This is a genomic window from Rathayibacter sp. VKM Ac-2760 (assembly GCF_009834185.1).
Classification (GTDB): domain Bacteria; phylum Actinomycetota; class Actinomycetes; order Actinomycetales; family Microbacteriaceae; genus Rathayibacter.
Genome location: NZ_CP047173.1, coordinates 2,342,451 through 2,366,820, shown reverse-complemented (window position 1 = coordinate 2,366,820; position 24,370 = coordinate 2,342,451). Strand labels below are relative to the sequence as shown.

Here is a 24,370-nt window from a genome sequence, read left to right as displayed (position 1 = left end):
CCTTAAGACGCTTGTGTTCGTTGGTTCAGTTTAGTGAAGCGGGAGCGGCCGGACGCCGCCCCGCAGTGGTTCTAGAGGGCGTGCAGCGGCTTCCCCGCGAGAGCGAGGTGCGCCTCGCCGAGCGCCTCGTTCTGCGTGGGGTGCGCGTGCACGAAGGGGGCGACGTCCTCGGGGTGCGCCTCCCAGTTCACGATGAGCTGGGCCTCGCCGATCAGCTCGCCGACGCGGGCGCCGATCATGTGGACGCCGACGACCGGGCCGTCGACGACGCGGACGACCTTGACGGAGCCCGCGGTGCCGATGATCGTGCTCTTCGCGTTGCCGCCCAGCCCGTAGTCGTAGCTCGCGATCCGCTCGGCGCCGTACTCGGCGATCGCGCGCGCCTCGGTCAGGCCGACGGACGCCACCTCCGGGTCGCTGTAGGTGACCTTCGGGATGTTGAGGTCGCCGACCGTCTGCGGCGCGAGGCCGGCGAGCTCCTCGGCGACGAAGATCCCCTGCTGGAAGCTGCGGTGCGCGAGCTGGAGGCCGGGCACGATGTCGCCGACGGCGTAGACGCCGGGCACCGAGGTCTGCAGGCGCTCGTCGGTGATCACGTAGCCGCGGTCGAGCGTCACGCCGATCTCCTCCAGGCCGAGGCCGGCGGTGACGGGTCCGCGGCCGACCGCCACGAGGAGGAGGTCGCCCTCGACGGTCGTCCCGTTCTCGAGCGAGACGGACACGCCCTCGTCGTTCTGCGCGACGCCGGTGACCCGCGTGCCGACGGTGAACGAGATCCCGCGGCGGCGGAAGGCGCGCTCGAACTGCTTGCTGACGCTCTCGTCCTCGTTCGGCACGAGGTGGGGGAGGGCCTCGACGATCGTGACCTCGGCACCGAAGGAGCGCCAGACGCTCGCGAACTCGACTCCGATGACGCCGCCGCCGAGCACCACGACCCGGTCCGGCACGTGGTCGAGCTCGAGCGCCTGGTCGCTGGTGATCACGCGGCCGCCGATCTCGATGCCGGGCAGCGTGCGCGAGGCGGAGCCGGTCGCGACGACGATCGAGCCGCCGTGCAGCACGTGCTCGCCGACCGTCACGGTCCTCGGTCCGGTCAACCGGCCCTCGCCGGAGACGACGGTGATTCCGCGCGCGGAGACCAGGCTCTGCAGCCCCTTGTACTTGCCGGCGACGACGCCCTCGCGGTAGCGCGTGACGCCGGGGACGTCGATGCCCTGGAAGCCGGCGAGCACGCCGTACTTCTGGGCGTCACGGGCGCCGTCGGCGAGCTCGGCGGCGTGCAGGAGAGCTTTGGTCGGGACGCAGCCGCGGTGCAGGCAGGTGCCGCCGAGCTTGTCGCGCTCCACGATCGCCACGCTCATCCCGAGCTGGGTCGCGCGCAGGGCCGCCGCGTACCCGCCGCTGCCACCTCCGAGCACGACCAGGTCGTAGCGCTCTTCCGACACCCAGTGACTCCCTTGCGACGTGCGGTTCCCCTCGCCTCCATCGGCTCCGGCGCGGTGCGCACGGCCGTTCGAAGGGGGGACGAGGCGGAGGATCCCGCCCCGTCGACCCTACTACGCGCTCGCCAGGCCCTCGGCCAGGGCGAGGAGGGCGCGGACCGAGACGCCGGTGGGCCCCGTCCCGGTGAAGCCGTAGGCGCCGCCGCCGTTGTTCGCCGGACCCGCGATGTCGAGGTGGACCCACGGGATCGGCGTCGCCTCCGCGCCCTCGCCGCGCGTGCCGACGAACTCGCGGAGGAAGTGCGCGGCGATCAGCATGCCGCCGGCGGTGTTGCCCGGCTTGATGTTGGCGATGTCGGCGATCTCCGAGTTGAGCAGCGGGCGGAGCTCGGCGGGGAGCGGCATGTGCCAGAAGAGCTCGCCGGTGCGACGGGCGGATTCGAGCACCGTCGCGACGAGCTCGTCGTCGCCGAACGCGCCGGTGTAGCGGTTGCCGAGCGCGACCACCGCGGCGCCGGTGAGCGTCGCCACGTCCACGATCGCATCGGGCTGCTCCTCGCTCGCCGCGACGAGTCCGTCGGCGAGCACGAGGCGGCCCTCTGCGTCGGTGTTGAGCACCTCGACGGTCTTGCCGCCGCGGATGGTGAGGACGTCGTTCGGGCGGATGGCGGTGCCGGACGGCATGTTCTCCGCGATGCAGAGCCAGGCGGTGACCCGCACGGGGAGCCGCAGCTCGGCGACCGCGCGCACGACGGCGTAGACCGTGGCCGCGCCGGTCATGTCGTCCTTCATGCCGATCATCGAGGCCGGCGGCTTGAGCGAGAGCCCGCCGCTGTCGAAGGTGATGCCCTTGCCGACGAGCGCGAGGTGCTTCGGCGCCGCCTGCTCCGCCGCGATCGCGGGGGAGTAGGCGATCTTGACGAGTCGCGGCGGCCGGGAGGAGCCGCTGCCGACGCCGAGGATGCCGCCGAAGCCGTCGGCCGCGAGCGCGTCCTCGTCCCAGACCGTGACCTCGAGCGGCAGTCCCTCGACTCCCTCCTGCACGGCCTCGGCCAGCGTCTGCGGGTAGAGGTGCGACGGCGGCGCGTTGACCAGGTCCTTCACCGCGGCGACCGCGCGGCCGACGACCAGTGCGCGCTCGAGGACGGCCGGGTCGTCCGCGCCGTCGCTCGTCACGAGCACCACGCGCTCGACCGGGGTCTTCAGCGAGCCGAGGGTGCTGCTGCGGAACGCGGTGTAGCTGTACGAGCCGAGCGCTGCGCCCTCGGCCACGGCCGGGAGCGCGCCCTCGCCGGCGGTCGGCAGCGCGAGAGCGACGGAGGAGGTGCCTGCGAGGCTGCGGACGGCGAGACCGGCGGCGCTGCGCAGGACGCTCGCGTCCGGCTCGGCCGAGCCGAGACCGACGAGCACGACGACGCCCGCGCGGACGGTGGAGGGCACTCGCGTCAGGGACTCCGCGGCACCGGTCACTCCGAGCGCGGGCAGGGCCGCGGCGAGCTCGTCGAAGCCGTCGACGCCGACGAGGCGCGGGCCGTCCGGTCCGGGTGCGACGCCGAGGACGAGGGCGCCGGTGTCGAGGTCGGAGGCGGGAACGGTCGCGTACTCGAGAGAGGAGAGGGGCATGAGCGCAATGCTAGGCGCGGCTCGCGGGGCTCCCCGCCGCCCCGGAGCCGCTGTTCGCTCAGGGCTCAGCCCCACCCGGGAGGTGCCCCGTCGCGGCCGTCTAGGGTTGATCGCATGCCGGATCCTGCAGACCTGTTCGCGATCGAGGGCGACCTCGACGACGTCCCGCGGGGGCTCCACCTCGTCGCCGGCCTCACCGGATTCGCGGACGCCGGTGGCGCGGTCGGCCAGCTCCTCGAGCACCTGCACGGCACGCTCGAGCACCGCACGATCGTCGAGTTCGACCGCGACCAGCTCCTCGACTACCGCGCACGGCGGCCGATCATCACCTTCGATCAGGACCACCTCGCCGACTACAGCCCGGCGACCCTCCGCCTCTCGCTCACGCACGACGAGCTGCACCAGCCGTTCCTGCTGCTCACCGGCTTCGAGCCGGACTTCCAGTGGGAGCGCTTCACCCGCGCAGTCCTCGGCCTGATCGACCGGCTCGAGGTCGCGAGCACCACCTGGGTGCACGCCATCCCGATGCCCGTCCCGCACACCCGCCCGGTGGGCGTCACGGTCAGCGGAAACCGCGAGGACCTGATCGAGGCGATGTCGGTCTGGAAGCCGCACACCCAGGTCCCCTCGAACGTGCTGCACCTGCTCGAACTGCGCCTCTACGACCGCGGTCTGCCCGCCGTCGGCTTCGCGCTGCTCATCCCGCACTACCTCTCGGACACCGCGTACCCGCAGGCGGCCGTCGCCGCGCTCGAGAGCATCTCGGCCTCGACCGGGTTGATCTTCCCGACCGACAGCCTGCGCGAGAGCGGGCGCGAGTTCCTCGCGAAGGTCGACGAGCAGGTCGGCGGCAACGAGGAGCTGCAGAAGCTGGTCTCGGCGCTCGAGTCCCGCCACGACACCTACATGGAGGGGACGAGCCTGCGTTCGCCGCTCACCGACGAGGACGGCTTCGTCCCGAGCGCCGACGTGCTCGCGGCCGAGCTGGAGAAGTTCCTCGCGATCAAGCGCCCGGGCGACGAGCCGACCGCTCCGTAGCCGTTCGGCGCCCGCAGCCGCCGAGCGGACGCGGCGCGCTTGGTAGTCTCTGGCGAGTGCGATCTCGTCGAGCCTGGTTCGTCTTCGGGGCCGGAGCCTTCGCGTATCTGGTCGCCGTCCTCGACCGGACGACGCTCGGAGTGGCGGGCGTCGACGCGGCGGAGCGGTTCGGCATCTCGGCCGCGATGCTCTCCTCGCTGGCCGTCGTCCAGCTGATCGTCTACGCGGGGATGCAGATCCCCGTCGGCATCCTGATCGACCGCTTCGGCCCGAAGACGCTGATCCTCAGCGGCACCGCGCTGATGATGGTCGGCCAGATCGTCCTGGCCTTCGCGCCTACGCTCGGCGTCGCGATCGTCGGCCGGATCCTGGTCGGCGCGGGTGACGCCGCCATCTTCACCTCGGTCATCCGGCTCACCGTGACCTGGTTCAGCGGTCCGATCGTGCCGCAGCTCTCGCAGTGGATCGGCAACATCGGCCAGGTCGGACAGATCCTGTCGGCACTGCCGTTCGCCGCGATCCTGCACGCGGCGGGCTGGACACCGGCCTTCCTGTCCGTCGCCGGGATCGGTGCGGTGGCGCTCCTGGGCGTGCTGCTGCTGATCTCCGACGTCCCGCCCCGCACCGAGCCGATCGTGCTCGTGCCGCCGACGCTGCGCGCCACCGTCGCTCAGCTCGGCGTGAGCCTGCGGCGCCCGGGCACGCAGCTGGGCTTCTGGTCGCACTTCGTCACGCAGTCCTCCGGCACCGTGTTCACACTGCTCTGGGGCTACCCGTTCCTCGTCTACGCCATCGGCCTCGCACCGAGCGTCGCCGCTCCGACGCTGACCATCGTCGTCGTCGCGGGCATCGTCGTCGGCCCGATCCTGGGCGTGCTCACCGCGCGGCACCCGATGCGCCGGAGCAACCTCGTGCTCGGCATCGTCTCGTGCATGGCGGTCGCCTGGACCGTCGTCCTGCTCTGGCCGGGCGTGCCGCCCTACTGGCTGATCGTGCTCCTGCTCGTCGTGATCGGCGCCGGGGGACCGGGCTCGATGATCGGCTTCGACTTCGCCCGCACCTTCAACCCCTCGCGCAGCCTCGGCGCGGCGAACGGCGTCGTCAACGTCGGCGGCTTCCTCGCGAGCTTCACGATGATGTTCCTGATGGGGCTGCTGCTCGACTCGCTGGCCGGACCGGGCGCCGACTCGGCGCAGCTCTACTCGATGGACCATTTCCGGCTCGCCTGGTGCATCCAGTACGTCGTCGTCGGCGCCGGAGTGATCGGGCTGATCACCGCGCGCCGCCGGACCAGGCGCCGACTCGCGGAGGACGAGGGAATAACAGTGGCCCCCCTCTGGGTTGCATTGAACGACCGTCTCCGCCGTGGTCGTGCGGGGCGCTGACCGCCTGCAGCACCCGAGCGCACGGCCGCACTACTCAGGCGTGCAATAATTGTCAATAGGACCCGTTCGGGTCGAGGAGCACCGTGCCCACGTCGGGCGTGCAAGGCCTTCGACTTGACATGGGTCCTCGTAATGCCCACCGACGGTCGACGCCCCTCCCGGCGCCGTCCGCAGCCGGGACGCAACGGATGGAGAGGTGCCGCCATGGCCACCAGAGCTACCAAGACCGCAACGCTCGACGCCGTCGACGACGACGTGACGACGACCAAGAAGCCCGCCGCGCGCAAGCCGGCGGCCAAGACCACGCGCGCCCGCGCGACCACCAAGGCCGCGGCGCCCGCCCCCGCCGAGGAGGAGCCCACCGACGCCGCCGAGCCCGAGGACGTCGACGGCGACGCCGCGGACGAGGAGGAGACGGTGGTCGTGGTCGAGGAGACCGAGACCGAGACGAAGGACGACGCCGAGACGCCGGTCGTCGCGGCCGCCGCCCCCGCGGAGCCGCTGCCCAGCGGCGCGCTCGTGCTGTCCTTCGGCGGCGACGACGACGAGGTCCCCGTCTACTCGACGGCGATCACGGGCGCGACCGCCGACCCGGTCAAGGACTACCTGAAGCAGATCGGCAAGGTCGCGCTCCTGAACGCGGCCGAGGAGGTCGAGCTCGCGATGCGCATCGAGGCGGGCCTCTTCGCCGAGGACAAGCTCGCCAACTCGAGCGACCTCAGCCCCGAGCTCGTCCGCGAGCTCCGCTGGGTCGCGAAGGACGGGCAGCGGGCCAAGAGCCACCTGCTCGGCGCGAACCTCCGCCTCGTGGTCAGCCTCGCCAAGCGCTACACCGGCCGCGGCATGCAGTTCCTGGACCTGATCCAGGAGGGCAATCTCGGACTGATCCGTGCCGTGGAGAAGTTCGACTACACCAAGGGCTTCAAGTTCTCGACCTACGCGACGTGGTGGATCCGTCAGGCGATCACGCGTGCCATGGCCGACCAGGCGCGCACCATCCGCATCCCGGTGCACATGGTCGAGGTCATCAACAAGCTCGCACGCGTGCAGCGGCAGATGCTGCAGGACCTGGGCCGCGAGCCCACGCCCGAGGAGCTCTCGCGCGAGCTCGACATGACCCCCGAGAAGGTCATCGAGGTGCAGAAGTACGGCCGCGAGCCGATCTCGCTGCACACCCCCCTGGGTGAGGACGGCGACAGCGAGTTCGGCGACCTGATCGAGGACACCGAGGCGGTCGTCCCGGCCGACGCGGTCGGCTTCACGATGCTGCAGAAGCAGCTCGAGTCGCTGCTCGACTCCCTCTCCGAGCGCGAGGCCGGCGTGATCCGCATGCGCTTCGGCCTCGGCGACGGCATGCCGAAGACGCTGGACCAGATCGGCGACACCTTCGGCGTGACGCGCGAGCGCATCCGCCAGATCGAGTCCAAGACGATGGCCAAGCTCCGCCACCCGTCCCGCTCGCAGTCGCTCCGCGACTACCTGGAGTAAACCGGTGATCCGCTACGCGCCGGCGGTCCTCCTCGGGAGGGCCGCTCGGTTCGCAGCGCGCGTCCGCAAGCCCGGCGGGGGCTCCGCCGTGCCCGGACTCGTGGTGAACCGTCTCGCGCCGGGCTTCCTCCCGGCGGTGCTCGACGGCTTCGCCGACGGGCTCGTCGTCGTCACCGGTTCGGCCGGCAAGTCGACGACGACCAAGATGCTCGTCGCGGTCCTGCGAGCGCACGGCCTCCGGGTGTTCACCAACCCCTCCACCGCCAACATCGCGCAGGGGCTCACCTCCGCCCTGCTCGAGCGAACGGACCTGCGCGGCCGCATCGACGCGGACATCGCCGTCCTCGAGATGGACGAGGGCCACGGCGCGCGCCTCGCGCCGCGGATGAGCCCGCGCGTCGTCCTGCTGACCAACGTCGTCGTCGACCAGATCGACCGGTTCTTCGACCCCGCGATGGTCGCCCGGATGCTCTCGACGATCGCGCTGCGGGCCACGGGTCCCGTCGTCCTGAACGCGGACGACCGGCACGTCGCCGACATCGCCACGAGCCTGCCGGCCGATCGCGTCCGCTGGTACGGCGTCTCATCCGCCGTCCGCGACGGCGCCGTCGGCGGCCTCGGCTACGCCGCCGACGCCGAGGTCCAGGAGGGACGCGCGACGACCGTCGTCGAATCGACCAGCGGCGCGAGCGCGACCGTCGTGAGCGACGGCGACACGCTCGACGTCCGCCTCCCCGCCCGCGGCGTGCACTACGCCGTCGACGCGGCCTCGGCGGTCTCCGCGGCGCGCGCGATACTCGGCAGCCGCTTCCTCCCGGCGACGACCGCGACCGCGCTCTCCTCGATCGACCCCGTCTTCGGGCGCGGCGAGATCGTGACGGTCCGCGGCCAGGAGGTCGAGTTCGTCCTGGTGCAGAACCCGGCGAGCTACCGGCTCAACATCGCCGAGATCCCGGAGGGCACCGAGCAGATCATGCTGGCGATCGGCTCCGACGTGCGCGACCCCTCCTACTTCTGGCCGGTCGACACCGCGCGGCTCGGGCGGGTGCGCGTCGTCTCCGGCTCGAAGGCGCACGAGGCGGCGCTGCAGCTGCGCTACGACGGGGTGGCGATCGACGCGGTCGACGACGACCTCGGCCGGGCGCTCGACTCCTTCCTCGCACTGCCCGCACCCGCGCACGGCAGGAAGACGATCGTCTTCTCCGCCGACTCGATGCGGCGCACGCGCGCTCATCTCCAGCTCGCCTCCAACCGCGAGGAGACCGCGTGACCACCCTCCTGATCGGCGTGCTCGCGCCCGACGTCCTGGACAGCAACGGCGACGCGGCGAACGCGCGCGTCCTCGCGGCCCGCGCCGGCTGGGCCGGGCTCGAGACCCGGGTGCTGCCGCTGCGCGAGGCCGGCGACTTCGCTGCGCGCCCCGATGTGCTCGTCGCCGGCACCGGAGCCGAGGAGGATCTGCCGGGCGTGCTCGAGCTGCTGCGCTCCGTGCGCGACGCCGTGCAGGACTGGGCGGGCTCCGGCACGGAGGTCGTCGCCGTCGGCGCGGGGTGGGAGCTGCTCGCCGAGTCGTTCCGGACTCCGGCCGGTGTCGTCGACGGCCTCGGCGTGTTCCCCGGCCGGGCGGTGACGGCGGAGCGGACGACGGACGACCTCGTGGTCGAGACCGCCGCCGGTGTGCTGGTGGGCTTCGAGAACCACGCCCGCCGCTTCGAGGGCCTCGACCCGGCGCAGGTGCTCGGCCGGGTGCTGCACGGCACGGGAGACGGCGACGGCGTCGAGGGCTACCTCGCGGGCGGGCTGCTCGGCACGCATCTGCACGGGCCGGTCCTCGCGAAGAACCCGGTCCTCGCGGACGCGATCCTCGCCCGGGTGGCGGAGCGTCATGGACTGACCTACTCGGCGACGGACGAGCGGATCCGAGCGGCGGATGAGACAGCTCGAGCCGCCCGCGAGGTGATCGCGAAGCGGCTCGGAGTCGGCCGGTAGGGAGTCCCGCTCCCCACCGACGAGTGGTCGTGGACTAGGGGCGCTGCTCCTCGAAGAGGCGCGCCGACTCGTCGTGCCAGCTCTGGGCGATGCTGGAGAGCTTCTCCTGGTACTTCTTGCCGTGGTGCGCGCAGAACAGCAGTTCTCCACTGTTCACCACGACACGGATGTAGGCCTGGGCTCCGCAGCTGTCGCAGCGGTCTGCCGCGGAGAGCTGCTGCGATCCAGCGAGCTCGTCCACGCCGTTCTGGGTTGCTGTGGTCGACATGACGTGGCCTCCTGCGCTCGGGTCTTCGACTTCGGTGGACTCGGCCTCTCGGCTCCGTCCTTCCCTTGGTCCAACCATCAAAGCACGCGGATGTTTCCCGGCAGAGTCGATCCCGTGGCATTTCGCTCTGCGCGTAGGTCCTCGGGATCACTTCCCAGGCGGATCCGGGAGCGGGAGCGGTCCGGGGCGCCTCGGCCGGGGAGTCGGCCCTCGACCGTAAACTGAGCGGATGGCCTCCACCGACTACTCCGCACGGCACCTCTCCGTCCTCGAGGGCCTCGAGGCGGTCCGCAAGCGTCCCGGCATGTACATCGGCTCGACGGACTCCCGGGGCCTGATGCACTGCCTGTGGGAGGTCATCGACAACTCGGTCGACGAGGCCCTCGCCGGGCACGGCACGGAGATCAGCGTGGTGCTGCACGCGGACGGCAGCGTCGAGGTCCGCGACCGCGCCCGCGGCATCCCGGTGGACATCGAGCCGAAGACCGGGCTCTCCGGTGTCGAGGTCGTCTTCACCAAGCTGCACGCCGGCGGCAAGTTCGGCTCCGGCTCCTACGCCGCCTCGGGCGGACTGCACGGCGTGGGCGCCTCGGTCGTGAACGCGCTCTCGGAGCGGCTCGACGTCGAGGTCGACCGCGACGGCCGCACCTATCGGATGTCGTTCCACCGCGGCGAGCCCGGCCGATTCGCCGACGCGGGGGAGCCCACTCCGGACGCGCCGTTCTCGCCGTTCGAGAACGGCTCGGAGCTGGAGATCGTCGGCAAGGTGAAGAAGGGCGTCACCGGCACGCGCGTGCGCTACTGGGCCGACCGCCAGATCTTCACGAAGGGCGCCGCCTTCCAGACCGACGACCTCGTGTCCCGGGCGCGGCAGACCGCGTTCCTCGTGCCGGGGCTGACCATCGACATCGTCGACGACCGCGAGGAGGAGCGCCGCGCCGAGATGTTCCGCTACGACGGCGGCATCGCGGAGTTCGTCGAGTTCCTCGCACCGGACGCCGCGGTCACCGACGTGCTGAGGCTCACCGGCAGCGGCACCTTCACCGAGACCGTCCCCGTGCTCAGCCCCGGCGGCGCGATGGTGCCGACCGAGGTCGAGCGCACCTGCGAGGTCGACATCGCGCTGCGCTGGGGCACCGGCTACGAGACCGTGCTGCGCAGCTTCGTCAACATCATCTCGACGCCCAAGGGCGGCACCCACCAGACCGGGTTCGAGCAGGGGCTGCTGAAGCTGCTGCGCGGACAGGTCGAGGCCAACGCCCGTCGGCTCAAGGCCGGCTCGGACAAGCTGGAGAAGGACGACGCGCTCGCCGGCCTCACCGCGGTGCTCACCGTCCGGCTGCCCGAGCCGCAGTTCGAGGGCCAGACCAAGGAGATCCTCGGCACGCCGGCCGTGCGCGCGATCGTCGCGCAGACGATCACCTCGACGCTCGGCGCGGTGTTCGCCTCGACGAAGCGCGAGGACAAGGCGCAGATGTCGCAGCTGCTCGAGAAGCTCGTCGCGGAGATGAAGTCGCGGATCTCGGCGCGGGCGCACAAGGAGACCCAGCGGCGCAAGAACGCGCTCGAGTCCTCGTCGCTGCCCGCGAAGCTCGTCGACTGCCGCAGCAACGACGTCGAGAACAGCGAGCTCTTCATCGTCGAGGGCGACTCGGCGCTCGGCACGGCGAAGCTCGCCCGCAACAGCGAGTACCAGGCGCTGCTGCCGATCCGCGGCAAGATCCTCAACGTGCAGAAGGCGAGCATCGCCGACATGCTCTCGAACACCGAGTGCGCGTCGATGATCCAGGTGATCGGCGCGGGCTCCGGCCGCTCCTTCGAGCTGCCGGCCGCGCGCTACGGGAAGATCATCCTGATGAGCGACGCCGATGTCGACGGCGCGCACATCCGCACCCTGCTGCTCACGCTGTTCTTCCGCTACATGCGCCCGCTGGTCGAGGCCGGCCGGGTGTTCGCCGCGGTGCCTCCGCTGCACCGGGTCGTGGTGATGAACGCGGGGCGGAAGCCGAACGAGACGATCTACACGTACTCCGAGACGGAGCTGAAGAGCGTGCTCGCCGCGCTCTCGAAGGCGAACCGGCGCTACCAGGATCCGATCCAGCGCTACAAGGGCCTGGGTGAGATGGACGCTGATCAGCTCGCCCTGACGACGATGGACCGCTCCCGTCGCACGCTGCGCCGGGTGAATGTCTCCGACGCGGAGAACGCCGGCCGGGTCTTCGAGCTGCTGATGGGCAACGAGGTGGCACCGCGCAAGGAGTTCATCGTCCGCGGCTCGGAGACGCTCTCCCGCGACCGCATCGACGTCTGACGCCGCGGTCCCGGGCCGTCGTCAGAACTGCTCGGGAGCCGCGCCGATGCTCGCGATCGGCGACGCGAGCGCGACACCCGAGCCGTCGCGCTTCATCCCCGACTCGGGCAGCGCCGCCACGCTGCCGTCGGCCTCGAGCGCGTGCGCCGGTCCGGGCCCGACCCACGCCACGCCGAGCGCCGTCTCGCCCTTGAGGAAGCGCTGGGCGCGGACGCCGCCGGTCGCCCGGCCCTTCGGCGGGAACTCCGAGAAAGCGGAGACCTTGGCGCTGCCGGTGTCGGTGCCGGAGAGCGCCCAGCTGTCGATCGCGACGGTCGCGACGACCGTCTCGTCCCGCTCGGCCTCGGGGACGACCGCGAACGAGACGACCTCGTCGGTCTCGCTGATCTTGACGCCGGCCATGCCCGCGGCGGTCCGGCCCTGGGGGCGGACGGCCGCGGCGGAGAAGCGCAGCAGCTGGGCCTCGCCGGTGACGAAGACGAGCTCGTCCTCGTCGGCCGAGGGTGCCGCTCCGATCACCGCGTCCTTCGGCCGCAGCGCGATCAGCTCGATGTCCGGGCGGTTGGGCAGCTCGCCGGGGGCGACCCGCTTCACCGTGCCCTGCAGCGTGCCGAGCGCGATCGGCCGCGGATCGTCGAGGGCGACCAGGGCGAGCACGCGCTCGTCCTTCGCGAGGAGGCCGAGGTAGTCGGCCATCCGGACGCCCGCGCCGAGCTGCACGGAGGACGACGGGACGGCGGGCACGTCGACGGGGGAGAAGCGGAGCAGGCGGCCGGCCGTGGTCACCGCGCCGATCTCGGCGCGGGTGGTGGTGTCGATCGTGCTGAGCACCGCGTCGTGCTTGCTGCGGCGGGTGGCGCGGTCGGGGTGCGGAGCGGCCTCGGGATCGCGGTCGATGCGGACCATCCGCCCGGTGGTGCTGAGCAGCACGCGGCAGGGCAGATCGGCGATCTCGAGCACGGCGGCGGCCTTCCGGCCGGTCGTGGCGACGGAGGGGCGCGCCTCGGTGAGCAGGGTGCGCCGCGGCGTGCCCAGTCGCTGCGCCACCTCGTCGAGCTCGTCGGAGACGAGCTCCTCGAGCCGGCTGCGGCTGGCCAGCAGCGCCTCGAGCTCGGCGATCTCGGCGAGCAGGGTGTCGCGCTCCGTCTCGAGCTCGATCCGGGAGAACCGGGTGAGCCGCCGCAGCTGCAGCTCGAGGATGTAGTCGGCCTGGAGGGTGCTGAGGTCGAAGACCTCGATCAGCCGGGCCCGGGCGGCGGCGGTGTCGTCGCTCGCGCGGATCAGCTGGATGACCTCGTCGATGTCGAGGATCGCGATCAGCAGCCCCTCCACCAGGTGCAGGCGCTCCTGGCGCTTGCGCAGGCGGTAGCGGGAGCGCCGGGTCACCACGGTGACGCGGTGCCCCACGTAGACCTGGAGGAGCTCCCGGAGGCCGAGTGTGCGGGGCTGGCCGTCGACGAGCGCCACGTTGTTGATCGAGAACGCGTCCTCGAGCGGGGTGTAGCGGTAGAGCTGCTCGAGCACCGCCTCCGGGCTGAAGCCGGTCTTGATGCCGATCACCAGGCGCAGGCCGTTGTCGCGGTCGGTGAGGTCGGTGACGTCGGCGATGCCGCTGAGCTTCTTGCTCTGCACGCCGTCCTTGATCTTGTCGATGACCTTCTCGGCGCCGACGAGGTAGGGCAGCTCGGTGACGACGAGGCCGGACTTGCGCGCGGTGATGCTCTCGACCGAGACGCGGGCGCGGGTCTTGAAGCTGCCGCGGCCGGTCGCGTAGGCGTCGCGGACGCCGGCGAGGCCGACGATCGTGCCGCCGCTCGGGAAGTCGGGGCCGGGGACGAAGGACATCAGGTCGTCGAGCGACGCGTCCGGGTGCGCGATCAGATGGCGCGCGGCTCCGATCACCTCGACGAGGTTGTGCGGGGCCATGTTCGTGGCCATGCCGACCGCGATGCCGCTGGCGCCGTTGACGAGCAGATTCGGGAAGGCGGAGGGGAGGACCTCGGGCTGGTCGTGGGAGTTGTCGTAGTTGGGGACGAAGTCGACGACGTCCTCGCCGAGGTTCTCGGTCATCGCCATCGCGGCGGCGGCGAGCCGGGCCTCGGTGTAGCGGGAGGCCGCGGGGCCGTCGTCGAGCGAGCCGAAGTTGCCGTGGCCATCGACGAGCGGGACGCGCAGGCTGAACGGCTGGGCGAGGCGCACGAGCGCGTCGTAGATCGAGGCGTCGCCGTGCGGGTGCAGCTTGCCCATCACCTCGCCGACCACGCGGGCCGACTTGACGTGACCCTGGTCCGGGCGCAGTCCCATCTCGCTCATCATGTAGAGGATGCGGCGCTGCACCGGCTTGAGGCCGTCGCGGGCGTCGGGCAGGGCACGGGAGTAGATGACCGAGTAGGCGTACTCGAGGAACGACCCCTCCATCTCGGTCGAGACGTCGACGTCCTCGATGCGCTCGGTCAGAGAGGAGCCGGAGGGCGGGGGTGCAGCAGTCATGACTCACTTCGGTGGCGGGCACGGGCACGGCGGGGCTCGCCCCGCCCGAGGACGTCCCGTGCGAAACTGGGCACGATGACCCCCATGCTACCGGCCGTCCCCGCCGGGCGGCGGAGCCTCGCCGACGTCCTCCCCGGCGCCCTCGACGCCGTGCTCGGCCGCACCGGGACCTTCGGCTCGCCCCGCGTGGACCGGATCGTCGTGGTCCTCGTCGACGGGCTCGGAGCGGCCAACCTCCGCCAGCGCGCCGGGCACGCCCGGACGCTCGCACCGGCGCTGACGAAGGCGTCGACCCTCGTCTCCGGCTTCCCGACGACGACCGCCGCGGCGCTCGCGAGCCTCACCACGGGCCTGCGCCCGGGCGGCCACGGCATGGTCGGCTACCGCGTGCTCGACCGCGACAACGACCGGCTGGTGAACCAGCTCTCCGGCTGGGACGACCGGATGGTGCCGGAGGAGTGGCAGCCGCACCCGACGGTCTTCGAGCGGGCGTCGGCGGCCGGGGTCGCCGCGAGCGTGATCGGGCCGTCCCGCTACGCGCGCTCGGGGCTCACCCGCGCGATCCTCCGCGGGGCCGAGTACCGCGCCGCCGGGGGAGTGTCCGAGCGCTTCGCGGCGGCGCGGGACCTCCTGGACCGGGGCGGCCGGCAGATCGTCTACCTCTACGTGCCCGAGCTCGACATGACCGCGCATGCCCGCGGGTGGGAGTCGCCCGAGTGGACGACCGCCCTCGAGGCGCTGGACGCCGAGGTCGGCGGCTTCGTCCGCGGTCTCTCCGCCCGCGAGGGGCTGCTGGTCACCGCGGACCACGGCGTGCTCGACGTCCCCGCCTCCTCGCACGTCCTCGTCGAGGACGCGGCCCTGCTCGAGGGGGTGCGTCATCTCGCCGGCGAGCCGCGCTGCCTGCAGCTGCACCTCGAGCCGGGGGTCGACGCTGAGGCGGTCGCCGCGCGCTGGCGCGACGCCGAGGGAGCGCGGGCCTGGATCGCGACGCGAGACGAGGTGGAGGCGAGCGGCTGGTTCGGCGAGATCGGCGCGCCGGCGGCCGAGCGGATGGGCGACGTCTTCGTGGCGGCCCGCAAGGCGATCGCCTACTACGCGGCGCAGGACGGCTCCGGCCGGTCGATGATCGGCCAGCACGGCTCGCTCACGCCGGAGGAGACCCAGGTGCCACTGCTCGGCTTCGGAGCCCTCGCGGGCGCCTGACGGCCGTCCCGCTCCGGTCGGCGCTCAGTCGTCGCTGCGAGCGCCGAAGACGATCTCGTCCCAGCTGGGCATCGCCGCGCGGCCGCGGCGGAGTGAGGTGCGCGCGCCGGCCGTAGGGTGGTCGTTCGACGGCGGGGCGGGGCGCTCGGGCTCCGGGGCCTTCGGGGCGACGACCTGTGCCTCCGCCTGCGCCTCCGCCTGCGCCTCCGCCTGGGGCTCCTCGCGGACCCGCGCCGAGGAGGCGTGGTCGCGCTCGCCCCGGCGGCGGCGCAGGGCGTCGAGCAGGTCGGCGGTGTCGTTGAGGTTGCGCTCGCGCTGCTCCGTCGTGCTGGTGACGGGGCGGGGGAGGGTCGAGACGGGACGCGGCGTGTCGGAGAGGGCCGGCTGCGGCTCGGTGTCCGAGGGGCGCGCGGCGGCCGGTCGCGAGTGCGGCAGGCGCTGGGGACGCGAGCCGGCCGAGGGCGTCGGGCGCTCCGAGCGCGGCGACTCCTGCGCGGGCTTGGCGAACGCGTCGGTGTCGAAGCGGGTCGCCAGCTCGTCGACCGCGGCGGGGATCACGGCGCGCAGACGCGGGATGAGGGTCGGCCGGATCTCGCCCTGCTGGGAGAGCGTGGTCGCCTCCGCGGTGAGCGGCGAGAGCAGCGCCTTCTTCGGGTCGAATCGCCAGCGGGCGTCGTGGTCGATCTCGTCGGAGCGGAAGAGCAGCTTGACGATCCAGCCCTCCTCCTCCTTCCAGCTCGACCACTGCTCGCCGTCGGCGCCGAGGGCGCCGAGGCGCTCGCGGATGACGTCGCCGAAGGGAGTGCCCTCCTCGAGCGGGTCCGGGTCGGTGCTGGTGTACACGCGGACGGCGAGGGCGGAGGCGACGATGTGCTCGCGCTCGGCCGTCACGGGGCCCTCGAAGCGGGCGACGTAGCCCAGGTCCGCGCCGGTCAGCTCGGCGACCTCCTCGGCGGAGAGCCCGGAGCGGATGTGGGACTGGATCTCCCGGGGCGAGACGCGCTTCTCCCGCGGCGGCAGCGAGTGGACGCGGGGCCGGAGCTGGCTCTGCAGCGTCTCGTCGATGCGGACGGAGAACCGCTCACCGCCGTCCGAGACGAGGACGAGCGATCCGCTCTCGACGCCGATCACCTTCAGTTCCATCATCGTGCTGGGCCTCCTCCTGTCCGCGGACGAGCCCGTGCTCACCGCGAACGGGCCCAGGATCGCACGCGATCGGGCGGTTCCCCGGGAATACCGCGGGCGGGTCGAAAGTTGGTGCGGAAGAGGGCGCTGCAGCGGGTGTCAAGAGGGCTTCGGCGCGGTTTGCGGATCGATAGTTCTTGATGCACACTGTCCCCGCCGATTTGTTGAACGACTGAATTTAAGAAGTGGATGGGAATGGCTACGGACTACGACGCCCCCCGCAAGACCGATGACGACTCCGAGTCGATCGAGGCCCTGAAGGAGCGAGTCCCCGACAAGATGTCCGGTGTCGTCGACGTCGATGACGCCGACAACCCGGGCGGATTCGAACTGCCCGGTGCCGATCTGTCCGACCTCGATCTGGACGTCGTGGTCCTTCCGCCGCAGGCGGACGAGTTCACGTGCGTCAGCTGCTTCCTGGTGAAGCACCGCTCGCAGATCGACCACGAGGAGAAGCTCGGCCCGATCTGCCTGGAGTGCGCCGCCTAGGCCTCTTCCGGCTCCGAAAGACCAGCGCCCCGTCGCCGTGATCCCTCCCGGATCGCGGCGACGACGTCGTTGGGGCGCCTGCTCGACAGCAGCCAGTAGGGCGTCGGGTCCGCCGGGTCGTCGATCGGGACGCGCACGACGTCGCGCACCCAGCCCCGGATGACGAGGAACGCTCTGGCGTCCAATCGCGGTCCGCGCTGAGCGAACGCCTTCTCCCCGGCGAACGCGGTCGGCGTGCCGACCAGCTCGAGCGGGATGTGCGCCCGGCCGGCCCGCAGCTCGCCGTCGGCGACCTCGATGGTGGGCGACGTGGCCAGCAGCGTCGCGACGGTGCCGCCGTAGAGCACCAGCGCGACGACCACGCCGGCGAAGAGGTTGATCGGCGCGAAGACGAGGATGCTGGCGGGGATGACGAGGGCGGTGGAGACGAAGAGCCACGGCGCGGGCCACAGCCTCTCTCGGTAGGACGGCATGTCCCTATTGCATCAGACGATTGGTCTACCCTCGTCACGTGAACGAAACCCTCGACGTCCCGATCCGCGCGGACCAGGTCCCGTTCTACGCCCACCCCGGCGACGCCGGAGCGGATCTGCGCTCCACGGAGGAGCTCGTGCTCGCTCCCGGAGAGCGCGCGAGCGTGGGCACCGGGGTCTCGATCGCACTGCCCGAGGGCCACGTCGGCTTCGTCGTGCCGCGCAGCGGACTCGCCTTCAAGCACGGCCTCACGATCGTGAACGCGCCCGGCACCATCGACGCCGGCTACCGGGGCGAGATCCGAGTGGCGCTCCTGAACACCGACGCCCGCGAGCCGTACCGGATCGCCGCGGGCGACCGGATCGCGCAGCTCGTGATCCTGCCCGTCGTCCGGGCCCGCTTCACCGCCGTCGAGCAGCTCCCCGAGTCCGTCCGCGGCTCCGGAGGCTTCGGCTCGACCGGCTACGCCACCGCAGCATCAGCGCCGGACGCGTCCGGCGCACCCGACGTCCGCACCAACGAGGAGAACGCATGAGCGACATCCAGCCCGCCGGCACCGAGGACGCGGCCGTCGAGACCGCGGCGCAGGACTTCGAGAAGTCCGCGCCCGAGGACCGCGCAGAGGCCGGCCCGCTCGACGAGCGCGAGGCCAACCCGGTGCGCCCCTACATCGACCTCGGCGGCGTGAAGGTCCTGCCGCGCGAGGGCATGCACATCCGCCTCGAGGTCGAGGAGGCGACCAAGCGCGTCATCGCGGTCGGCCTCGACTACGCCGGCTCGACCCTCCAGGTGCAGCCGTTCGCCGCGCCGCGCTCCTCGGGCCTCTGGCACGAGATCCGCGGCCAGATCGCCGAGCAGATCGGTCGCCAGGGCGGGACCACCGCGGAGCGCGAGGGCGTCTTCGGTCCCGAGATCGTCGCGCAGCTGCCGCTCGCCGGCGGCGAGGTGCGCATCGCCCGCTTCGTCGGCGTCGACGGACCGCGCTGGTTCCTCCGTGGCGTGATCGCGGGCAAGGGCGCCGTCGACGAGGAGGCCGCGGCCGCCGTCGAGGACCTCTTCCGCAGCATCGTCGTGGTCCGCGGCTCCGGCCCGATGCCGCCGCGCGACCTCATCCCGCTCAAGGTGCCCGACAGCGGCCAGACCCAGCAGAGCGCGAGCTGAGCGGCGTGGGCTCCGAGCGCGACGAGCAGCCGGGCGAGCCCGACGAGCCGCGCCCCGAGGTCGCCGACGCGATCGCGAAGGCCGCCCGCCGCTCCGGTCTCGGCGTCGTCGCCGACGGCGAGCCCTTCGACGGCCGTGCGCTGCTCACATCGATGGGCGGCGTCCGCGGCGTGCTCGAGGCGGTCGTGCCCGGGGTCGCGTTCGTCCTCCTCTTCACCGTCACGGGTGAGCTCGTGCTCTCGCTGGTGGCCTCGGTCGGGATGGCCGTGCTCTTCACCGTCGCGCGGATCCTCGGTCGCACGCCGGTCATCCAGGCGGTCGGCGGGCTGCTCGGCGTCGTGATCTCGGCCGCCCTCGCGCTCTTCACCGGTCGCGCGGTCGACAACTTCGTCCCGGGGCTGATCACGAACCTGGTCTACGGGCTGGTCTTCCTGGTCTCGGTGCTGGTGCGCTGGCCGCTGATCGGCGTCGCCGCCGGCTATCTGATGGGCGACGGCACCGCATGGCGGGCGGATCGGCGCAAGCGCCGGCTCTTCTCCCTGCTCACCCTCGCCTGGGCGGCGCTGTTCTTCGTGCGGCTCGCGGTGCAGTACCCGCTCTTCCTCGCGGAGGACGCGACGGCGCTCGGCACCTGGAAGCTCGTGCTCGGCCTGCCGCTCTACGCACCGCTGCTCGTGCTCACCGTCCTGGCGGTCCGGGCGGAGTACCGCGGAGCGGCGGAGCGGGACGAGACGCCCCCGCGCACCGATCGCGCGTAGAGTTGTCTCGACGTCAAGATAAATAGTTAGGTCCTCCTTGGTGGCAGGGCGCTGTGCGCGGTCGCCAAGATGGGAACGGATATGTGGGTGCGCCCGTCGGCGGAGCCCACGTCAGCGAAGGAGAGGGCGACGTGTCCGCGGTAGACAGTTTTGGATCGAAAGACACCCTGAAGGTCGGCTCGGCCGACTACGAGGTGTTCCGCATCGACCGGGTCCCCGGTCACGAGAAGCTCCCGTTCAGCCTCAAGGTGCTGCTGGAGAACCTGCTCCGCACGGAGGACGGCGCCAACATCACGGCCGACCACATCCGCGCGCTCGGCGAGTGGGTGCCCGAGTCGGAGCCCGACACCGAGATCCAGTTCACGCCTGCGCGCGTCGTGATGCAGGACTTCACCGGTGTGCCCTGCATCGTCGACCTCGCCACCATGCGCGAGGCCGTCGCGGCCCTCGGCGGTGACGCTAACAGGATCAACCCGCTCGCGCCCGCCGAGATGGTGATCGACCACTCGGTCATCGCGGACCTCTTCGGCACCTCCGACGCCCTCGAGCGCAACGTCGAGCTCGAGTACGAGCGGAACGGCGAGCGCTACCAGTTCCTCCGCTGGGGCCAGACCGCGTTCGACGACTTCAAGGTCGTCCCGCCCGGAACGGGCATCGTCCACCAGGTCAACATCGAGTACCTGGCCCGCGTCACGATGACGCGCGAGGTCGGCGGCGTGCTGCGCGCGTACCCCGACACCTGCGTCGGCACCGACTCGCACACCACGATGGTCAACGGCCTCGGCGTGCTCGGCTGGGGCGTCGGCGGCATCGAGGCCGAGGCGGCCATGCTCGGCCAGCCCGTGTCGATGCTCATCCCGAAGGTCGTCGGCTTCAAGCTCGCCGGCGCCATCCCGGCCGGCGTGACCGCGACGGACGTCGTGCTCACGATCACCGAGATGCTGCGCAAGCACGGCGTCGTCGGCAAGTTCGTCGAGTTCTACGGCGCCGGCGTCGCCCAGGTGCCGCTCGCCAACCGCGCGACCATCGGCAACATGAGCCCCGAGTTCGGCTCCACCGCCGCGATGTTCCCCATCGACGATGTGACCCTCGACTACCTGCGCCTCACCGGCCGCAGCGACGAGCAGATCGCCCTGGTCGAGCAGTACTCCAAGCTGCAGAAGCTCTGGCACGACCCCGCGGTCGAGCCGGTCTTCAGCGAGTACCTCGAGCTCGACCTCAGCACCGTCGTCCCGTCCATCGCCGGACCGAAGCGCCCGCAGGACCGCATCGAGCTCACCTCGGCGAAGACGCAGTTCGAGTCGGACCTCAACAACTACACGGACGTCACGCACGACATCGTCGACCTCACCCTCGCCGAGTCGTTCCCCGCGTCCGACCCGGGCGAGCTCCAGCCGCAGGACGAGTACAGCTCGCACTCGCACACCCACCGCTCGCACGCGCCGACCACCGCGTCCAAGCCGACCACCGTCGAGCTCGGCGAGGGCCACGAGAGCTTCACGATCGACCACGGCGCCGTCGCGATCGCCGCGATCACCTCGTGCACCAACACCTCGAACCCGTCGGTGATGCTCGCGGCCGGCCTGCTGGCCCGCAACGCCGCGCAGAAGGGCCTCAAGGCCAAGCCGTGGGTCAAGACCACGCTGGCGCCGGGCTCGAAGGTCGTCACCGACTACTACGAGAAGGCCGGGCTCACCGAGTCGCTCGAGGCCCTCGGCTTCTTCACCGTCGGCTACGGCTGCACCACCTGCATCGGCAACTCCGGCCCGCTGCTCGAGGAGATCTCGACCGCGGTGCAGGAGAACGACCTCGCCGTCACGGCCGTCCTCTCGGGCAACCGCAACTTCGAGGGCCGGATCAACCCCGATGTGAAGATGAACTACCTGGCGAGCCCGCCGCTCGTCATCGCCTACGCGCTCGCCGGCTCGATGAACTTCGACTTCGAGGTCGACGCGCTCGGCACCGACACCGAGGGCAACGACGTCTTCCTCAAGGACATCTGGCCCGACGCGGCCGAGGTCCAGGCGACGATCGACTCCTCGATCGACAAGTCGATGTTCGACACCCAGTACGCCGGCGTCTTCGACGGGGACGAGCGCTGGCGCTCGCTGCAGACCCCCGAGGGCTCGATCTTCGAGTGGGACGAGGACTCCACCTACGTGCGGAAGCCCCCGTACTTCGACGGCATGACGATGGAGACGACCCCGGTCACCGACATCGCCGACGCCCGCGTGCTCGCCAAGCTGGGCGACTCCGTCACGACGGACCACATCAGCCCGGCCGGCTCGATCAAGGCCGACAGCCCTGCTGGTCAGTACCTCGCCGAGCACAGCGTGGACCGCAAGGACTACAACTCCTACGGCTCGCGCCGCGGCAACCACGAGGTGATGATCCGCGGCACGTTCGCGAACATCCGCCTGCGCAATCAGCTCCTCGACAACGTCGAGGGCGGCTACACCCGCGACTTCACGCAGGAGGGCGGCCCGCAGTCGTTCATCTATGACGCGTCGCAGAACTACCAGGCGCAGGGCACCCCGCTCGTCATCCTCGGCGGCAAGGAGTACGGCTCCGGCTCGTCGCGCGACTGGGCGGCCAAGGGCACGAGCCTGCTGGGCGTCAAGGCGGTCATCGTCGAGAGCTTCGAGCGGATCCACCGCTCGAACCTGATCGGCATGGGCGTCGTCCCGCTGCAGTTCCCGCAGGGCGAGACCTGGGCCTCGCTCGGGCTCGACGGCACCGAGTCGATCAGCATCTCGGGCATCGAGGCGCTGAACGAGGGCGTGACGCCGAAGACGGTGCACGTCGTCGCGACGCCGACCACCGACTCGCCCGAGGGCAAGCAGCCGATCGAGTTCGACGCGGTCGTCCGCATCGACACCCCCGGTGAGGCGGACTACTACCGCAACGGCGGCATCCTGCAGTACGTGCTGCGCTCGCTGGTCTAGAGCGGACACGAGTGTGCGCCTTCCCGCAAGCCGGGGAGGCGCACACCTGTTCCACCGGGCCCCGTGCGTAGACTCGGCAGACGTCCACATCCCCTCGACACCACCCGGAAGGCGGCGCGAATGGCTGTTCTCGAGACCATCGCCGGACCGCGCGATCTCGATCGCCTGACCCGGACCGAGCTCGAGACGCTGGCGCAGGAGATCCGCGACTTCCTGGTCCGCGAGGTGTCCAAGACCGGCGGTCACCTCGGCCCGAACCTCGGCGTGGTCGAGACCACGATCGCGATCCACCGCGTCTTCGACTCCCCGCACGACGCGATCATCTTCGACACCGGGCACCAGTCCTACGTGCACAAGCTGCTCACCGGGCGCCAGGACTTCTCCGGGCTGCGGCAGCGCGGGGGCCTCGCCGGCTACCCGCAGCGCTCCGAGTCGCCGCACGACATCGTCGAGAGCTCGCACGCCTCGAGCTCGCTGTCGTGGGCGGACGGCATCTCGCGCGCCTTCACGATGACGGGCCAGAAGGACCGGCACGTGGTCGCGGTCGTCGGCGACGGAGCGCTCACCGGCGGCATGACCTGGGAGGCGCTGAACAACATCAGCGACGACAACTCCCGCGGGCTCGTCATCGTCGTCAACGACAACGGCCGCTCCTACGCCCCCACCATCGGCGGTATGGCGCGCTTCCTCAACGGTGTGCGCACCCGCCGCAGCTACCGCACGCTGCACCGCGGCTCGCGGGCCGTCTCCGAGCGCCTGGGCGGCCCGGCCGCCGCCGTCTACCGCGGCGTGCGCGGCGGGATGCACGGCTTCCTCAGCCGTTTCATCAACAACGAGGCGCTCTACTCGAACCTCGACATCAAGTACCTCGGACCGATCGACGGCCACGACCTGGTCGCGATGGAGGAGGCGCTGCAGCAGGCCAAGGACTACGGCACGCCGGTGATCGTCCACGCGATCACGCAGAAGGGCAAGGGCTTCGAGCCCGCCGTGCAGGACCTCGCCGACCAGTTCCACGCCGTGGGCCAGATCGATCCGGAGACGGGCGAGCCGCTCAGCGCGAGCGGCGCCCGCTCCTGGACCTCGGTCTTCGCCGAGGAGATCGTCACGCTCGCCGACGAGGACCCGACGATCGTCGGCATCACCGCTGCGATGCTCCGCCCGGTCGGCCTCGACCGCCTCGCCGAGAAGTACCCGGACCGCGTCTTCGACGTCGGCATCGCGGAGCAGCACGCGGTGACCTCGGCCGCCGGCCTCGCCTTCGGCGGACTGCACCCGGTCGTCGCGCTCTACGCGACCTTCGTCAACCGCGCCTTCGACCAGGTGCTGATGGATGTCGCGCTGCACCGCGCCGGCGTCACCTTCGTGCTCGACCGCGCCGGGGTCACCGGTCCCGACGGTCCGAGTCACCACGGCATGTGGGACCTGGCGATCCTCCAGGTCGTCCCGAACATCCGCCTCGCCGCGCCCCGCGACTCCGTCCGCCTGCGCGAGGAGCTGCGCGAGGCCGTCGGCGTGAAGGACGCGCCGACCGTCGTGCGCTTCTCCAAGGGCAACGTCGGCGACGAGATCGACGCGGTCGAGCGCCTCGACGACGGCGTGGACGTGCTGCTGCGCTCCGAGCGCCAGGACGTGCTGCTGGTCACCGTCGGGCCGATGGCGGCGATGGGGCTCGAGGTCGCCCAGCGTCTGGCCGCGCAGGGCATCGGCGCCACGGTCGTCGACCCGCGCTGGGTCGTGCCCGTGCCGCGCAGCATCATCGACCTCGCCCGCGACCACCGGATCGTCGTCTCGATCGAGGACGGCGTCCGCGTCGGCGGCATCGGGACCAGGATCCGCCAGGACCTCCGCGAGGCGGGTGTCGACACCGCCGTCACCGAGCTCGGACTGCCGGACCAGTTCCTCGACCACGCGAAGCGCGAGGAGATCCTCGAGGACGTCGGGCTGACCCCCCAGCACATCGCCCGCGACGTGGTGGCGCAGGTGCTCGGCAGCAAGATCCCGGTCGCGCGCCCGCTGCCCGAAGAGGTCGCGGCGCACGACGACGCCCGCAAGGACTGACGCGGTCAACTCGCAGCAGGAGGGCGCCCACCGGTTCCGGTGGGCGCCCTCCTGTGT

The 24,370-nt window shown here is 71.6% G+C and carries 19 protein-coding genes; 13 read left to right on the top strand and 6 right to left on the bottom strand.

What is annotated here, in order from left to right; translation table 11 throughout:
• Positions 1 to 71 precede the first annotated feature (71 nt).
• Both lpdA and GSU72_RS10715 read right to left on the bottom strand, forming a co-directional pair.
• The gene (lpdA, locus tag GSU72_RS10720) at positions 72 to 1,445 is read right to left on the bottom strand and encodes a dihydrolipoyl dehydrogenase (RefSeq protein WP_159985004.1); all 1,374 of its coding nucleotides are present in this window, start codon (positions 1,443 to 1,445) and stop codon (positions 72 to 74) included.
• Between the two features lie 111 nt (positions 1,446 to 1,556).
• On the bottom strand, positions 1,557 to 3,065 hold the full coding sequence (locus GSU72_RS10715) for a leucyl aminopeptidase (RefSeq protein WP_159985003.1): 1,509 nt from the start codon (positions 3,063 to 3,065) through the stop codon (positions 1,557 to 1,559).
• Between the two features lie 114 nt (positions 3,066 to 3,179).
• Between GSU72_RS10715 and GSU72_RS10710 the strand changes: the two genes are divergently transcribed.
• The 5 genes from GSU72_RS10710 to GSU72_RS10690 all read left to right on the top strand — a co-directional run bounded on the left by GSU72_RS10710 (position 3,180) and on the right by GSU72_RS10690 (position 8,965).
• Entirely contained in the window at positions 3,180 to 4,103 is a 924-nt protein-coding gene (locus GSU72_RS10710; protein ID WP_159985002.1) for a PAC2 family protein, read from the top strand.
• A 56-nt stretch (positions 4,104 to 4,159) separates the two neighbouring features.
• Entirely contained in the window at positions 4,160 to 5,488 is a 1,329-nt protein-coding gene (locus tag GSU72_RS10705) for an MFS transporter (protein ID WP_159985001.1), read from the top strand.
• Between the two features lie 204 nt (positions 5,489 to 5,692).
• Positions 5,693 to 6,976 carry an RNA polymerase sigma factor gene (locus GSU72_RS10700; protein WP_159985000.1) on the top strand — a complete coding sequence of 428 codons (1,284 nt, stop codon included), beginning with the start codon at positions 5,693 to 5,695 and terminating at the stop codon, positions 6,974 to 6,976.
• Positions 6,977 to 7,064: 88 nt separating this feature from the next.
• Positions 7,065 to 8,246, top strand: a complete 1,182-nt coding sequence (locus GSU72_RS10695) for a Mur ligase family protein (RefSeq protein WP_159984999.1) — start codon at positions 7,065 to 7,067, stop codon at positions 8,244 to 8,246.
• Entirely contained in the window at positions 8,243 to 8,965 is a 723-nt protein-coding gene (locus GSU72_RS10690; protein WP_159984998.1) for a cobyric acid synthase, read from the top strand. The genes GSU72_RS10695 and GSU72_RS10690 overlap by 4 nt, the downstream gene beginning before the upstream one ends.
• 34 nt (positions 8,966 to 8,999) lie before the next feature.
• Here the strand turns inward: GSU72_RS10690 and GSU72_RS10685 are convergent, their stop codons facing one another.
• A complete protein-coding gene (locus tag GSU72_RS10685) occupies positions 9,000 to 9,233 on the bottom strand; it encodes a hypothetical protein (RefSeq protein WP_123445851.1) in 234 nt (77 codons plus the stop codon).
• A gap of 229 nt (positions 9,234 to 9,462) precedes the next feature.
• Here GSU72_RS10685 and GSU72_RS10680 point away from each other — a divergent pair, with 229 nt between their 5' ends.
• Positions 9,463 to 11,544 carry a DNA topoisomerase IV subunit B gene (locus GSU72_RS10680; RefSeq protein ID WP_159984997.1) on the top strand — a complete coding sequence of 694 codons (2,082 nt, stop codon included), beginning with the start codon at positions 9,463 to 9,465 and terminating at the stop codon, positions 11,542 to 11,544.
• A gap of 21 nt (positions 11,545 to 11,565) precedes the next feature.
• Here GSU72_RS10680 and GSU72_RS10675 read toward each other — a convergent pair whose 3' ends face one another.
• Positions 11,566 to 14,034, bottom strand: a complete 2,469-nt coding sequence (locus tag GSU72_RS10675) for a DNA topoisomerase IV subunit A (protein WP_159984996.1) — start codon at positions 14,032 to 14,034, stop codon at positions 11,566 to 11,568.
• A 75-nt stretch (positions 14,035 to 14,109) separates the two neighbouring features.
• Between GSU72_RS10675 and GSU72_RS10670 the strand changes: the two genes are divergently transcribed.
• Positions 14,110 to 15,240, top strand: coding sequence for a nucleotide pyrophosphatase/phosphodiesterase family protein (locus tag GSU72_RS10670; protein ID WP_208545048.1), 1,131 nt, complete (start codon positions 14,110 to 14,112; stop codon positions 15,238 to 15,240).
• 24 nt (positions 15,241 to 15,264) lie between these two features.
• On the opposite strand, the gene sepH is transcribed toward GSU72_RS10670, so the two are convergent.
• Positions 15,265 to 16,386 (bottom strand): septation protein SepH, encoded by a 1,122-nt coding sequence (gene sepH / locus GSU72_RS10665; protein ID WP_159984995.1) that lies wholly within the window; start codon positions 16,384 to 16,386, stop codon positions 15,265 to 15,267.
• 234 nt (positions 16,387 to 16,620) lie between these two features.
• Here sepH and GSU72_RS10660 point away from each other — a divergent pair, with 234 nt between their 5' ends.
• Positions 16,621 to 16,914 (top strand): DUF4193 domain-containing protein, encoded by a 294-nt coding sequence (locus GSU72_RS10660; protein ID WP_055792269.1) that lies wholly within the window; start codon positions 16,621 to 16,623, stop codon positions 16,912 to 16,914.
• Here GSU72_RS10660 and GSU72_RS10655 read toward each other — a convergent pair.
• Positions 16,911 to 17,387, bottom strand: a complete 477-nt coding sequence (locus GSU72_RS10655; protein ID WP_159984994.1) for a DUF3093 domain-containing protein — start codon at positions 17,385 to 17,387, stop codon at positions 16,911 to 16,913. The genes GSU72_RS10660 and GSU72_RS10655 overlap by 4 nt on opposite strands.
• A 38-nt stretch (positions 17,388 to 17,425) precedes the next feature.
• Here GSU72_RS10655 and dut point away from each other — a divergent pair, with 38 nt between their 5' ends.
• The 5 genes from dut (at position 17,426) to dxs (ending at position 24,313) form a co-directional block, all read left to right on the top strand.
• Positions 17,426 to 17,923 carry a dUTP diphosphatase gene (dut, locus tag GSU72_RS10650; protein WP_159984993.1) on the top strand — a complete coding sequence of 166 codons (498 nt, stop codon included), beginning with the start codon at positions 17,426 to 17,428 and terminating at the stop codon, positions 17,921 to 17,923.
• A complete protein-coding gene (locus GSU72_RS10645) occupies positions 17,920 to 18,549 on the top strand; it encodes a DUF3710 domain-containing protein (protein ID WP_159984992.1) in 630 nt (209 codons plus the stop codon). Before dut ends, GSU72_RS10645 begins: the two co-directional genes overlap by 4 nt.
• 5 nt (positions 18,550 to 18,554) lie before the next feature.
• Positions 18,555 to 19,307 carry a DUF3159 domain-containing protein gene (locus tag GSU72_RS10640; RefSeq protein ID WP_244255763.1) on the top strand — a complete coding sequence of 251 codons (753 nt, stop codon included), beginning with the start codon at positions 18,555 to 18,557 and terminating at the stop codon, positions 19,305 to 19,307.
• 131 nt (positions 19,308 to 19,438) lie between these two features.
• Complete coding sequence (acnA, locus tag GSU72_RS10635) at positions 19,439 to 22,252, top strand: aconitate hydratase AcnA (RefSeq protein ID WP_159984991.1); 2,814 nt, start codon at positions 19,439 to 19,441, stop codon at positions 22,250 to 22,252.
• Between the two features lie 120 nt (positions 22,253 to 22,372).
• Positions 22,373 to 24,313 (top strand): 1-deoxy-D-xylulose-5-phosphate synthase, encoded by a 1,941-nt coding sequence (gene dxs, locus GSU72_RS10630; RefSeq protein WP_159984990.1) that lies wholly within the window; start codon positions 22,373 to 22,375, stop codon positions 24,311 to 24,313.
• Positions 24,314 to 24,370 lie beyond the last annotated feature (57 nt).

Excerpts from the sequence above, each read along its gene's own strand:
- GSU72_RS10715 (WP_159985003.1), bottom strand. The coding sequence starts at position 3,065 with ATGCCCCTCTCCTCTCTCGAGTACGCGACCGTTCCCGCCTCCGACCTC.
- GSU72_RS10680 (WP_159984997.1), top strand. The coding sequence starts at position 9,463 with ATGGCCTCCACCGACTACTCCGCACGGCACCTCTCCGTCCTCGAGGGC.
- GSU72_RS10655 (WP_159984994.1), bottom strand. The coding sequence starts at position 17,387 with ATGCCGTCCTACCGAGAGAGGCTGTGGCCCGCGCCGTGGCTCTTCGTC.
- GSU72_RS10645 (WP_159984992.1), top strand. The coding sequence starts at position 17,920 with ATGAGCGACATCCAGCCCGCCGGCACCGAGGACGCGGCCGTCGAGACC.
- GSU72_RS10700 (WP_159985000.1), top strand. The coding sequence starts at position 5,693 with ATGGCCACCAGAGCTACCAAGACCGCAACGCTCGACGCCGTCGACGAC.
- dxs (WP_159984990.1), top strand. The coding sequence starts at position 22,373 with ATGGCTGTTCTCGAGACCATCGCCGGACCGCGCGATCTCGATCGCCTG.
- GSU72_RS10670 (WP_208545048.1), top strand. The coding sequence starts at position 14,110 with ATGACCCCCATGCTACCGGCCGTCCCCGCCGGGCGGCGGAGCCTCGCC.
- GSU72_RS10675 (WP_159984996.1), bottom strand. The coding sequence starts at position 14,034 with ATGACTGCTGCACCCCCGCCCTCCGGCTCCTCTCTGACCGAGCGCATC.
- GSU72_RS10660 (WP_055792269.1), top strand. The coding sequence starts at position 16,621 with ATGGCTACGGACTACGACGCCCCCCGCAAGACCGATGACGACTCCGAG.
- GSU72_RS10710 (WP_159985002.1), top strand. The coding sequence starts at position 3,180 with ATGCCGGATCCTGCAGACCTGTTCGCGATCGAGGGCGACCTCGACGAC.
- GSU72_RS10685 (WP_123445851.1), bottom strand. The coding sequence starts at position 9,233 with ATGTCGACCACAGCAACCCAGAACGGCGTGGACGAGCTCGCTGGATCG.
- sepH (WP_159984995.1), bottom strand. The coding sequence starts at position 16,386 with ATGATGGAACTGAAGGTGATCGGCGTCGAGAGCGGATCGCTCGTCCTC.